Annotated in this window: 6 protein-coding genes and 5 pseudogenes; 4 read left to right on the top strand and 7 right to left on the bottom strand. The window is 37.7% G+C overall.

Going from position 1 to position 13,941, the window contains the following annotated elements; genetic code table 11:
- The first annotated feature begins 140 nt into the window (after positions 1 to 140).
- From L3081_RS04855 to L3081_RS04845, 3 genes and pseudogenes are all read left to right on the top strand, one after another.
- Entirely contained in the window at positions 141 to 644 is a 504-nt protein-coding gene (locus L3081_RS04855; RefSeq protein ID WP_242283900.1) for an HAD-IIB family hydrolase, read from the top strand.
- 36 nt (positions 645 to 680) lie between these two features.
- A pseudogene (locus tag L3081_RS04850) lies at positions 681 to 1,908 on the top strand (glycosyltransferase family protein).
- Positions 1,909 to 1,930: 22 nt separating this feature from the next.
- Positions 1,931 to 3,693 (top strand): annotated as a pseudogene (locus tag L3081_RS04845) (sugar phosphorylase).
- A gap of 70 nt (positions 3,694 to 3,763) precedes the next feature.
- On the opposite strand, the pseudogene pmbA reads toward L3081_RS04845, so the two are convergent.
- Positions 3,764 to 5,145, bottom strand: a pseudogene (gene pmbA / locus L3081_RS04840) (metalloprotease PmbA).
- 154 nt (positions 5,146 to 5,299) lie between these two features.
- Between pmbA and yjgA the strand changes: the two are divergent.
- The gene (yjgA, locus tag L3081_RS04835) at positions 5,300 to 5,824 is read left to right on the top strand and encodes a ribosome biogenesis factor YjgA (protein ID WP_242283899.1); all 525 of its coding nucleotides are present in this window, start codon (positions 5,300 to 5,302) and stop codon (positions 5,822 to 5,824) included.
- A gap of 198 nt (positions 5,825 to 6,022) precedes the next feature.
- Here yjgA and tldD read toward each other — a convergent pair.
- From tldD to rng, 6 genes and pseudogenes are all read right to left on the bottom strand, one after another.
- A pseudogene (tldD, locus tag L3081_RS04830) lies at positions 6,023 to 7,476 on the bottom strand (metalloprotease TldD).
- A gap of 18 nt (positions 7,477 to 7,494) precedes the next feature.
- Complete coding sequence (locus L3081_RS04825) at positions 7,495 to 8,340, bottom strand: carbon-nitrogen hydrolase family protein (protein WP_242283897.1); 846 nt, start codon at positions 8,338 to 8,340, stop codon at positions 7,495 to 7,497.
- On the bottom strand, positions 8,333 to 9,766 hold the full coding sequence (locus L3081_RS04820; protein WP_476728546.1) for a YhdP family phospholipid transporter: 1,434 nt from the start codon (positions 9,764 to 9,766) through the stop codon (positions 8,333 to 8,335). Before L3081_RS04820 ends, L3081_RS04825 begins: the two co-directional genes overlap by 8 nt.
- 7 nt (positions 9,767 to 9,773) lie before the next feature.
- On the bottom strand, positions 9,774 to 9,905 hold the full coding sequence (locus L3081_RS26425; protein WP_274620334.1) for a hypothetical protein: 132 nt from the start codon (positions 9,903 to 9,905) through the stop codon (positions 9,774 to 9,776).
- A 34-nt stretch (positions 9,906 to 9,939) separates the two neighbouring features.
- Positions 9,940 to 12,342, bottom strand: a complete 2,403-nt coding sequence (locus tag L3081_RS04815; RefSeq protein ID WP_242283886.1) for a YhdP family phospholipid transporter — start codon at positions 12,340 to 12,342, stop codon at positions 9,940 to 9,942.
- 140 nt (positions 12,343 to 12,482) lie between these two features.
- Positions 12,483 to 13,939: pseudogene (rng, locus tag L3081_RS04810) on the bottom strand (ribonuclease G).
- Positions 13,940 to 13,941: the final 2 nt, after the last annotated feature.

The raw sequence follows: 13,941 nt of genomic DNA, 5'->3' as shown, positions 1-13,941 counted from the left end.
CCTTTCCTACTCAACCCAAAGGCACCGTAGTTGAAAACAACTATTGGGTAAAATCTTTCTGTTTCCCGAGACAATACTGGCTAGATTTACTAAGTAAAAATTCCGATGAATTCGACCAATGTTACCAAGGGTTTTCTACCTTGTCAGAATCCGCTTTATCAACCTTAACTGGGTTAACGTTAAGTGAAGCAAAACGTGCAAAAAAAAGGCAATACGGCGAACCTATTCAATGGTTAGGTGACAAAGCAACGAAGCAAGCATTTGTACATCATATGCTAGATTTAGGAGCCAATGTTGTTCAGGGAGGAAGATTCCTCCATATAGGTGGCTATTGCGATAAAGGACAAGCGTTACTTTGGTTAGCTGAACAGTATCGTGAATTTTATTTAGAAAAAAATCAAACATCAGATAAAAACACCTCATTGTGTACTATTGCCCTTGGTGATGGTGAAAATGATGTACCGATGCTTGAAGCTGCCGACATCGCCGTACAAATTCGTTCTCCGGTGCATGAATTTCCTAACCTGTCACGGCAATATAAAACGATGCAAACTACTTTATATGGTCCTGAAGGATGGGTAGAAGCTATACAAAAAATTCTAGCTAACTCGCTAGTTTTAGATTCAAGCAAGGCACTTAATTAATTTAGTAAACATAGTCAACATCTAAAGAGGTAACCCATGGCTGATTTTTATCAAAACGGTACGGTAACAACATTACACAATTTAGCACAGCGAGATCCTAATGATCTAGCAGCCGAATTGTTAACATTTTCTAAAACACGCCCACTAGGGCTTATTTTACCCTCATTGTTTTCAGAGCTAGAAGGCAAAGCGCTACCCGATATTATTAATAAACTTAAAGATGTGGAATATCTTTCTGAAATAGTTATTGGCTTAGACCGTGCAGATTTAGGCCAATATAAACATGCCCTATCATTTTTTGGTAAGTTGCCACAACATCACAGAGTGTTATGGAATGATGGACCTAGGTTGCAAGCCATAGATGCTAAATTACAGGCTCTGAATTTAGCGCCAAAAGAATTAGGCAAAGGCCGCAATGTTTGGTATTGCATGGGATACATTCTAGCCTCAGGAAAAGCTGAATCTGTAGCGTTACATGATTGTGATATTTTAACGTACGAAAGAGATTTACTCGATAGATTACTTTACCCTGTTGCCAATCCGATGTTTAATTATGAATTTTCCAAAGGATATTATGCACGTGTTGTCTTGGCGGAAAAATTAACGGCAGAGTGTCTCGCTTGCTAGTTACGCCATTAATTAAAGCATTGAAGAAAACTGTTGGTCATTGTGACTACCTTGAATACATGGACAGTTTCTTATACCCCTTAGCAGGTGAATTCTCATTTCGCCGAGACGTACTAAGTGATATTCGTATTCCTAGTGATTGGGGCTTAGAAATTGGTGTGCTTTCTGAAATGTACCGTAACTACGCACCAAACAGAATATGCCAAGTTGATATTGCGGCAACTTATGATCATAAACATCAAGATTTGTCTTTAGATAATGATCAAGGGGGTTATCAAAAATGTCAGTTGATATCACTAAATCATTTATCCGAAAACTTGCCACACAGGGCGAAACGTTCACGTCAGAAAAATTTAGAACCTTAAAAGCGACTTACTATCGCATTGCCTTAGATTATGTGGAAACCTATCGTAATGACGCGATGATGAATGGCTTACAACTCGATATACATAGCGAAGAAAAAGCGGTAGAGATGTTTGCCGAGAACATATTAACCGCAGGTCATACTTTCTTAGAACAACCCATGGACACACCTTTTATTCCTTCTTGGAATAGAGTGGTTAGTGCTATTCCTGATATTTTATCGCAGTTAAAAGAAGCGGTTGAATTAGATAACGAAGAGTTTAGTCAATTATAAAAGTAAAAAGTGAATGGTACCTATGACAATTAATCAGTTTAAAGATGACTTACTAAGTGATTTAACAGCGAAATTAACTCAACAACTTCATACTATATACCAAGACGTTGAACTTGAGCAGTCATATGAAAATATAGCTCAATCACTCTTAACTATTATGAACTTGTCTAACAAAATAGTTATTTCTGAGCCGTTCACAAATCATTGGTCTGAAAAAGACATTATTTTGATCACCTATGGCGACAGTATTCTTAGCGATAGCCGACCACCGCTAAAAACATTAAAAAGGTTTTTAGACAAAACAGTTGAAGATAGCATTAACAGTGTGCACATCTTACCTTTTTTCCTTACAGCTCTGATGATGGTTTTGCTGTTATTGACTATTCATCGGTGAATGAATCACTGGGTTCATGGCAAGATATAGAAGCGATAAGTGACAGTTATCATTTAATGTCTGATCTTGTTATTAACCACTGTTCAAGTCGTAGTGCTTGGTTTGACAACTTCATTAAAGGTGAAGGTCAAGGCAGTGATTTTTTCTTTACCGCCCTGCCGGATGATGCATTATCAGAGGTAGTGAGACCGCGTACCTCGCCATTATTAAAAGAAGTGGAGACCGGGCAGGGGAAAAAGTATGTCTGGTGTACTTTTAGCCACGATCAGGTAGATTTTGACTTTAGAAACCCAGAAGTGCTCAAAGCATTCACTTCAATAATCAAGCAATACCTTGATGCAGGTGTAAAAATATTCCGTTTAGACGCCATCGCTTTTTTATGGAAAATTCCAGGCACAAGCAGTATTAATTTACCGCAAACTCATGAAGTGGTGAGATTATTCAGAACACTGATTGAAGCAGCTGACCCAAGCGCAATTATTATTACAGAAACCAACATCCCGAATACGCAAAACTTAACTTATTTTGGTAACGCTAATGAAGCTCACGGAATATATAACTTTTCATTGCCTCCATTATTATTAAACACGTTGCTAACTGGTAACTGTTTATACTTAAAGCGTTGGTTAATGAGTATGCCACCACCACAAGACGGCACTATGTATTTTAACTTTATCGCTTCCCATGACGGCATTGGTTTACGCCCTGCTGAAGGTTTATTGAGTGATGAGGAAATTAATAAGCTAGTGCACACGGTAGAAAATTTTGGTGGTAAAATTTCATGGCGAACCGCTGATACTGGCGAACAAAAAGCCTATGAAATGAACATATCGCTTTATGATGCCATGCAAGGCACTGTAAACGGAAAAGATCAGTGGAATTTTGAACGGTTTATTTGTGCTCACGCCATAATGTTTGCGCTTGAAGGCATACCTGGCATCTATATTCATAGTTTACTAGGAACACAAAATGATTATCAAAAACTAGTAAACACCCATCATAACCGCTCTATTAATAGACATCGGCGGGAAGAAAAAGCATTGGCTGAGGCACTTAATGACGACAGTTTGCACCATGGTAAGGTACTTTCTACATTGAAATATCTATTGAATATACGTATTTCAAAACCAAGATTTCATCCTAACGCTACACAATTTACCTTGCATTTAGGTTTGCAATTATTTGGTTTTTGGCGACAAAGCAAAAACAGAGCGCAAAGTATTTTTTGTATCAGCAACATATCTGATCAGCCAATTGAATTACCCTTGAGTGAATTGAATTTAATTGTAACTGACAACTGGGTTGAACTAATTAGTCATACTGAAATAACCGATTTAACTGAGACTATACTATTAACGCCCTACCAAACAGTTTGGATATCAAATAGTTAATCCTGATTCACTTTCTCTCGCCTATAAAAACATGAGTGATTACTTAAGTAATCACTCATGAACTATTGACCTATTGACCTGCCACTTGCATTTCATCAATCAAGATTGAACCTGTACTAATACTGCCATGCTTATCAAAATCTGTTCCTACAGCAACAATGCCTTTGAACATTTTGTCTAGGTTTCCTGCAATGGTAATTTCACTCACAGGATAAGAAATCTCCCCATTCTCAACCCAAAAACCGGCAGCACCACGAGAGTAATCACCGTTAACAATATTAACACCTTGACCCATTAATTCAGTCACTAACAACCCTGTACCTAAGGTTTTTAACATGGTATCAAAATCAGCCCCTTGGCTCCCCTTTGAGATTATATTGTTATCAGTCACTTGCCAGTTATGAATACCACCCGCATGCCCCGTAGTAGTAAGCCCTAACTTACGCGCAGAGTAACTAGTTAAAAGGTAAGTTTGTAACGCACCGGCTGAAATAATATCGCGATCTTGGGTAAGCACACCTTCACTGTCAAATGCACTACTCGCTAATGCTTTAAGAATGTGTGGTCGCTCTTGTATCGAAATAAAGTTAGGAAAAATGTCATTACCTAAAGCATCCATTAAAAAAGACGATTTACGGTACAAGTTGCCACCACTAATAGCAGCAATAAAATGTCCCCAGATGGTATTGGCAATATCAGCACGAAATAGTACAGGGACTTTCATCGTAGAAAGTTTTTGCGGATTAAGGCGTGAAATCACTTCGCTAGCCGCTTTTTGCCCAATTGTGACGCCACTGTCGAGTAATGAAAAATCACGATTAACGTCATACGCATAATCTCGCTGCATTTGGTCATCACTGCCCGCGATAACAACACAACTCAAGCTATGACGCGAACTTGGGTAACCCACTAATTGACCATGGCTATTGCCATACACTTTAAAACCAGAGAAACAATCTAAGTTGGCACCATCAGAATTGGTGATTCGTTTATCACTATCTAAGGCACTATGTTCACACTCTTTAGCGATTTCTATTGCTTCCTCAGTCGTCAACGATTTGGGATGATACAAGTCTAAATCTTGTGTTTCCATCGCAAGTAAGGCTTTATCGGCCAATCCTGAGCAATCATCAACAGAGGTATATTTGGCTATATTTACAGCCGCTTCAACCGCTTGAGTAAGCGCCTTTTCAGATAAATCAGCCGTTGACGCACTGCCTTTTCTACCTGCTTGATACACGGTTATACCCAAGGCACCATCGTTAGTGAACTCTACATTTTCAACTTCACCAAGACGAGTACCAACACTTAGGCCCTGTCTTTGCGACTCATGGCAACTTCAGCGCCATCAGCCCCTAAAGATTTTGCGAGTTCAAGCACTTTAGCTACGCGATTTTTTACTTGATCAAATTGCTCAATTAACGGGTCACTGCTGTGGTTTACTTGGGTCATAGTATATTTATCTGCTTATATTTCTTTAATTTAAAATTCAAATTATGATTTATGTTTAAGTATAAATTCAAAATATTAACTTTATTGGTTTTTGAGTATATAAAATCACGCTATAATAACGACAATATTTATATAATCTACATTAGCAACTATTATGCCCCAGTCAGCCAACGATATCGATGACTTAACACCAGAAATAGAAGAAGAATTAAAAAGTAAAACAGAAATTAAGAAAGAAATGCACCAATTGCAAGACTTTGCCCAGTCTTTGGTGGAAATGTCGAAGCATCAACGCAGCCTTATTTCGTTAACAGACGAGTTAAAAGACGCGATGGTTGTTGCTGATAAAATTAAAAATAAGCATGAAGCCCTTCGCCGACATATACGTCATATAGCTAAGATATTGTTAGAAACTGATCTAGCGCCCATTCATCAAGCTATTGATGTAATGGCAAATAAACACCAACAATCTACGGCTAAGTTTGAACGATTAGAAAGTTTAAGAGAGCAACTCATTGACCAAGGCAACGACGCTGTTGAGGCTTTATTGTTAGAGTTTAAGCAAATGGATCGTCAAAAGTTAAAGCAGCTTGTTCGTAATGCCACTAAAGAGAAAAAAGCTGAAAAACTCGGCAAGCACTATAAAAACTTATTTACCTACCTTAAAGATAATAGTTAAAAAGTCGTCGTTAGATAAAGACAGTAATTAAATAAAAGCCAAAAAAAATGCATCTATAATAATAGATGCATAAAACATGAAACATGAAACATGAAACATGAAACACTAAGGGAATAACATTACTATTAAGTAAGAGTGCGGTTTGATGAGAAAGTTCAATTTATTTTAAATAAAAAATAATGCGCACAAAAATGTCTTTTACTGTGTGCCACCTATGGTCATTTCATCAATTTTTAAAGTAGGTTGCCCCACACCAACAGGAACGCTTTGACCATCTTTACCACAAACCCCGACACCCGCATCAAGTTTGAGATCATTCCCCACCATAGAAACATTTTTCATGGCCTCTGGGCCGCTACCAATTAACGTAGCCCCTTTAATTGGCGTGGTGATTTCGCCATTTTCGATTAAGTAGGCTTCTGAGTGGTGAATACAAACTTACCTGAGGTAATATCTACCTGCCCACCGGCAAAATTAGGTGCATAAATCCCTTTTTTCACTGATTTAATAATATCTTCAGGGCTAGATTCACCTGCTAACATATAGGTGTTGGTCATACGTGGCATAGGTAAATGGGCGTACGATTCACGACGACCATTACCAGTTGGCTTAACGCCCATTAATGACGCATTATGTTTGTCTTGCATATAGCCTTTTAAAATGCCTTTTTCAATTAGCACATTGTACTGCCCCGGTGTACCTTCATCATCAATAGTCAATGAACCACGACGGTTTGCCATGGTGCCATCATCAACAATAGTACAAAGTTCAGAGCACACTTTACTGCCAATTTTACCCGCAAAGGTAGATGAGCCTTTTCGATTGAAGTCGCCCTCTAAACCGTGCCCTACCGCTTCATGTAATAATACACCAGGCCAACCTGCCCCTAAAACTACGGGAAATGCACCTGCAGGTGCATCAACAGCCACCAAATTAACTAACGCTTGGCGAACAGCTTCTTCTGCATAGGTAATATAACGCGCTTTAGCTTGCGTAGTACCGTCTGATACGGGTTCAAAGAAATAGCTGTAATCTGTACGCGCTCCGCCCCCTGCGCTAGCACGTTCACGTTTACCTTGGTCTTCAACTAAAACCGAACAATTTAAACGTACTAATGGGCGTATATCGGTAGCATAAGTACCATCACTTGCAGCCACCAATACTTTTTCATGCACACCCGACAAACTGACAATCACTTGACTAACACGGCTATCTATTTGTCTAGCATGGGCTTCAACCTGATGCAGTAATTCAATTTTTTTCTCTTGTGTTAAACTCCCTAACGGTTCAACTGATTGATATATTTTGATAGGAGATTGACGCTTAAAAGCTTGTACAGATATCCCTTGCCCAAGATCAGCAATACCTTTAGCTGCATCCGCAGCTTGCTGTAAAGCATAAGGCGAAATATCATCTGAATAGGCAAAACCTGTTTTTTCACCCGATATAGCGCGTACCCCAACACCTCGTTCAATATTGTAGGAACCTTCTTTGACTATACCATCTTCAAGCATCCACGATTCATGTTGGTTAGACTGAAAGTAAAGATCTGCATAGTCGACTTGACGCCCCATAATTCGCTTTAATGTGTTAGATAAAATAGCATCATCTATTTGGCTATCGGCTAATAAAACTTGTTCAACTATATTCATTTATAACTCTACTTAACGTTAGGTTTCAGCGGTATGTTTTAATGGCATACTTGTTCGTATTCGTTTAATTTCTTGTGGGTTAAATTCACTTGTAATTATACCCTCACCTTCTTCAAGACAATCTAATACTTCGCCCCAAGGGCTTATTATCATTGAATGTCCCCAAGTTTCTCTACCATTTTCGTGCACACCTTCTTGCCCTGATGCAATAATATAGACTTGGTTTTCAATGGCTCTTGCTTGTAATAATGTTTGCCAATGTGCTTTACCCGTTACTCGGGTAAAAGCGCTAGGTACCGTAATAATATCTGCGCCCATAGTTGTTAGTTTTTGAAATAACATAGGAAAGCGAACATCAAAACAAACCGTTAGGCCTATCTTTGCAAACGGTGTATTTACCAGACAAGGGTTTATACCCGCTTGGGTAAAACGTGATTCACAATAATTTTTTTCACTGTCTTCAACATTCACATCGAACAGATGAATTTTATCATAACGGCCAATTAATTCGCCATTGGTATTAAAAGCACAACTACTGTTGGTATATTTGTTACCTTCTGCCGTTAATATTGGCACAGTACCACCAATAAGCGTCACATTAAATTGTTTTGCGAGGGCACTTAACGCACATTGTAAATCATTATTCGTATAGGTTTGGTTTGCAAGGGATAACTGCGCTTTATCATTGGCACCAAAAAACAAACAACATTCAGGCAACACGACTATATGTTCAATAGTATCATTATTGTCAGCTTCTGTACTAACAGGGCTGTGTACTAATTTTTCAAGTTGTGCTGCAATAACTGCTAAGTTAAATGCAACATCTGCTTTAGAGTTAAGTTGTATGGCACTAAGCTTAATCATTTAATTCTTCTTGTTGTTGGTTTTCTTTAAAAGTGTTTGCTTTAAATTCTGTGTCGGTTTGTGTTGGAGTTTTCAATTGAGCTTTATCTTTAGTATCAACAAATTCAGGTGGTTTTGACCGTCCTACGCTCACATCGCGGCTCTTACGATTCACTTCTTTAAAATTCGGATCGTTTACACTACCCGTTAATTCAAAATTAAACTCAGAAACTACTTGCGAAGTGATCACTTGATCTATTGCCACACCACCCAAAAACACTACGGGATTTAAGGTTGCGATCCAAGCAAGCACCGGTAAACTAGAGGTCAAATTAGGTTTATAAGACATTTTATAATCAAGAGTATTATTAACAAAACTAGTATTACCTTTGACAAATAAATTACCTGCAGAGCCATTCATCCGTGTATTATCGGTATATAACACGCCCTCTTTAATGTGATAATCACCTTTAATATCTTTATAAAACATACCTTCACTAAAGATATCTCGAAAATCCGGCGTTAGTTTTCTCACAATTGATTGCAAGCTTAACACTGAAAATATACGCGCTTTATCACTCACTTCAGCTAAGTAACCATCATCTATATTTGCGCTAAGATCGCCATTTAAGTGATTAAAGCTAAAATCATGAGGGCCACCTTGCCAATTTACATCAAAGTTAAGTTTACCGCCGCTATCTCTAATAATTGACCCATAACCTAATTGCTCTAGTTCATATTCAATATTGTTTAATACTAAAGAGCCCTTCATTGACGTTAATGGCTTACTTAAGTCAGGGCCTAGTTTTTGCCACTCACCTGATAAATTAATCTCAGCTTGTTCGCGTTTAGCTTGAAAATTATTAATTTTAATCACATTGTCATTGGTTCTTGATAATGAAAAACTCACTTTTCCAAGATTAAGCTTATCCACTTGGCAACGTTCACAATAAAAATTAATTTTTGGAATACTGTCAAATGTATCATCGGTTAATAAGGCTTGTTTAACCTCATTAGTTTTTGGGTTTTGCCTAGCGTTTAATTTACTTTCTAACTCAGCTTCTTGCTTACTGGTTTCGTCAGACGACTGGTCGACTAAATTAATAAAATCAGAATTAATATCAATACCTTGCGCTAACCAATCAGGATAAATTTTAATTTGACTACGGGTTTCCTTGGCATTAAGTTGTAATAGCCACCAATTTTTCTTATCAAGTAAATTAAAAGAAACGTTATGCCATTCTTGCCCTAATAAATCTAACTGCCCTATTGTACCTCTGATTCGTTCAGGACCAGGAAATAATGCAGTATTTTGATTGTTTATACTATTCTCAGTATCGGAAGGTGCTACCGTATTAATAATATCAAGGATCAAGGGTTGCCATTCGCTAAAATCTACTTGTGCTAAATTAGTAGTAATGTGAAACCCATCCATTGGCAAAAGCATCTTTTCATTACCCAAACACTATATGTGCACGAGAAAAATGCGTTGTTTCATGATCTAGCACCCCAAAAAAACTCAATTTATCACCGAACGTTCCATTAAAAGTTGACTGCTCTAATTGGCCGTTTATCTCAATATTCAATGGCACCTTTGTTTGTGCTACTTTTGTGTATGGCCTAGGAAATTTGAGTGAAAGATTCAAGAGTTGAATTAACAAGCAACTGATAAGAAAACCCGCCACCGTGGTGCTGATATAACGATAGGTCACCTTGAAGCTGTAATTTACCATCAAAATATTTTTTCATCTTGGCTGATATATGTGGCAGCCACTTGCTACTTTGCCAATCAACTTTTAGTGCAATATTCGTATCATAATAATCTGCTTTATCATTACCATTCACCGTTAATGTTAACGGTAAACCTTGCCATTTAAGGGATAAATCCTCTGTGGTAATTTTCGCATTTTCAAACCTTAATTGTCCGTTCACTTGTGTAAAATCCATGTGCGGCGTTTGTAATAACACGTCATTATCCGCAAAGTTAATAACACCTCTGGCTAATGCATTCTCAGTTGCAATCAAGGGTAAATCTAGGTGAAATTCCCCCTCTATATTCCCCTTTATTTGTAACTTTTCTAAAACCGCCCCCACAGAATCTTTTAAAGGGCTATTAAGCATCAACTTAGCAACTTTAGCGGCAGACGACGGTTTAATAAGTGTATCAACGGTAAGTATTGCATCGTCGCTTAAATCATCAATAGCCGCTTGTACACCTGTTACGTCAAGAGAGGTTAAGGTGCCTGACCGTCCCGTAATTAACATGCTGTTATTAGTGAAATTCAAATTAGCATCAAAGTCTTTGATTACAGGCCAATCTTCGCTAAAGCTAAACGTAGCTTGAGCAAGTTCCGCATCAACTATAAAAGTTCCCGACTTATCCGTAAAAGGAAAGTTAGCCAAAGGGCCATTAATTAATACTTGGGCTTGCTTTATTTTCCCATCGACTAAAGCCGTGTTGAGGTAATCAACCAACTCATTACTCATAACGGTTAAAGGATAATAATGTCCGGCTTTACTGGCATCACCGTCAGTAATATTTGCCAGTAACGACATTGACAGTTCACTATTTTCGGGTGAGTCAATAGCTAAATCAGCCTCTATAGTTAATTCATCAGACTTAAGCACTATATCACTAACGTTGAGCAGCCATTGGTTTTCAGCAATAGATAAATCAACATTAGCTTTTAGTGATTCGTAAGGTATGGGAATATCAAAGTGCTTATTAAAATCAATATTACCTTGTTCCGCAGCTAGATTAAGGTGTAAATATTGTTGGGTGAAACTTAACATGCCAGAAATATTATCAAGCCCAGGAATCCCCTGACTGTAATGAGTAGACACATTGCTAAAACTAGCTACTGCTGCAATATTTTTCGTTGTTTTTTGAATAAAAATATCATTACTTTTTCCACTAACCTTTAGGTCAGACAAGCGTTCTCTGACATTTTTTGTTGTAATAAATAAAGGTGATACTTGGCTAAGTAACGCCAAGTCAAAAGTAGATAAGTAAACTAAAAACTCTTCTGGGGTTTTATGTATTTGTACCGTGAATGGCTGTGACTCTTCTTGATCAAATTGAAATGACAAAGGCGTACTAAAGAGTTTAAAGTTGTCGGCGTTTTGGCCTTTAACCAATAATAGTTGCCCTTCGCTCAAGGTTAACTTGTGCCGAACTTGATTGGTTTGGGTTAGATTTACATCAGTCTGAGTTTCTTTTACCTCAGTAGAAATACTGTCTTGCCAACTAATAATATTTTCATGCAACGATACTTGTAACCGCTCAATACTCCCTTTATCGACTTTTAACCAAGTAGAAAAACCAATATCCGCTTTGGTTTTATCATTATCAAGGGTTAATACATTATCAAGCCAAGGGGTTATATCCAGGTGGTTTGCCTCAATATGTATCATGCCCGTTAACTCATCAATATATTGGCCATTAATATCTATTTTCAAATTCAAATTATTCGAGCTTAATTCATCAACGGTAATGTTGCCTTGGGCTTGATGACGATCACCTCGGTTAAGCCATTGTAAATTATTAACGCGAAAGTGACGTTCTAGATCATTATTTTTTACTGATATTTTACTATCAAGCAAAGAGAAGCGATTAATTCGATTTAAAAATATATCCGAAATTTGCTTGAAACCATCGAGCGGTTTGACTGTTCCTGAAGTGGTATTGTCTTGTGTGGAAGGGTTACGTTCAGAAGAATCCCAAACATCTTGTTCTAAATTAACCTGAGCACCATCAAGTATCAAATTGCCGGAAATCAAACGCTGCATGGTTAGCGTTGCCCAAAAATCAACTTGTATTTCTAGATGATTTACATAAACATAAGCGTCATTGGTATCAACTAAAGTGACTTGATTAGCAATTAAAGTTGGCCCTGAACGTTGCCAATTCATACCTAAACTGCCAATAACCAGATTAGTATGGTTATTAGCATTGATGTAATCTTGAAAGTCTTGCCGATAATGATCCACATAGGGTGAAAATAAGCGTAACGCACTGATCAATACCGCCGAATACTAGCAAGATTGCCAATATTTTATAAAGACGGTTAAGCCAACGATTAGAGACGCTTACAATCGACATTAAAAATCATTTTCCTATCATTATAATGAAAGCCGTTGAACAATAAATATTGTAGCCTCCGCTACATCATGACCACATCAAATTGTTCTTGAGAATACATAGTTTCGGTTTGTACTTTTATTGATTTCCCAATAAACATTTCAACCTCAGCTAAGCTATGAAATTCATCATTAACTAAAAATTCACTCACAGCAGAAGCCGCATAAACTATAAATTGATCTGCCTCATGGGCGCGATTTACCCGTACAATTTCGCGTAATATTTCAAAACAAACCGTCTCAACTGTTTTAAGGTTACCACGTCCTGCGCACACAGGACATTCGCCACATAAAACATGTTCCAAACTTTCTCTCGTACGTTTACGTGTCATTTCAACCAAACCTAGCGAAGAAAATCCATGAACACTAAATTTTACATTATCTTTTGCCATTGCCATTTCTAAACTATTTAAAACACGTCGTTTGTGGTCGTCGCTATGCATATCAATAAAATCAACAATGATGATACCACCTAAGTTTCTTAACCTTAGTTGTCTGGCAATTGCTTGAGTTGCTTCAATGTTCGTACTAAAAATAGTGTCTTCAAGATTTCGGTGGCCAACAAAAGCCCCCGTATTAATATCAATGGTTGTCATGGCTTCAGTTTGATCAATAACCAAATGCCCACCTGATTTTAATTCTATTTTACGTTGTAAGGCGCGTTGAATTTCTACCTCAACGGAAAACAAATCAAAAATAGGCCTCTCACCAGGATAATATTCCATTACTTGCGTTAACTCTGGTACAAACTCTTGAGTAAATGAAATAAGTTGGTCGTAGGTTAACTTAGAATCAACACGAATACGCTCAAACTTAACCCCAACAAAATCCCTTAACACACGTAATGATAAAGATAGATCTTGATACAAAGGTAAATCAACTTGTTTACGCTGTTTTCGTTCTTTTACTTTTTCCCAAACTCTACACAGAAACTCAGCATCGTGTTTTAATTCGTCTTTTCCCGCTCCTTCACCCGCGGTTCGCACGATAAAACCTTGTTGTTCATCACAGTAAGGGCTAACAATTTTTTTAGGCGTTTTCGTTCTTCAATATCTTCAATGCGTTGAGAAATACCCGCATGAGTAGCATGTGGCATTAAGACAAGATACCTTGATGCGATTGTTATATCCGTTGTTAATCGCGCCCCTTTTGAACCGAGTGGATCTTTAACCACTTGCACCATTAAATGCTGTCCTTCATGCACCAAAGCACGAATATCAGGTACCTGATCTGAATCTTCTTTTAAAATCAATCTTGAATTAATATCCGACGCATGCAAAAAAGCAGCTTTTTCTAAGCCAATGTCAATGAAGGCTGCTTGCATGCCCGGTAAGACTCTAATAACTTTGCCTAAATAAATATTTGAAACAATACCTCGTTTGGCTTCTCGTTCAATATGAACTTCCTGTAAAGAGCCATGCTCAATTAACGCAACACGCGTTTCACTAGGGGTTACATTGATTAATAGTTCACTACTCATTT

This window comes from Colwellia maritima (genome assembly GCF_022669015.1).
Taxonomy (GTDB): domain Bacteria; phylum Pseudomonadota; class Gammaproteobacteria; order Enterobacterales; family Alteromonadaceae; genus Colwellia; species Colwellia maritima.
This window is presented reverse-complemented; position numbering and strand designations above follow the sequence as displayed.

Excerpts from the sequence above, each read along its gene's own strand:
- yjgA (WP_242283899.1), top strand. The coding sequence starts at position 5,300 with ATGCCCCAGTCAGCCAACGATATCGATGACTTAACACCAGAAATAGAA.
- L3081_RS04825 (WP_242283897.1), bottom strand. The coding sequence starts at position 8,340 with ATGATTAAGCTTAGTGCCATACAACTTAACTCTAAAGCAGATGTTGCA.
- L3081_RS04820 (WP_476728546.1), bottom strand. The coding sequence starts at position 9,766 with ATGCTTTTGCCAATGGATGGGTTTCACATTACTACTAATTTAGCACAA.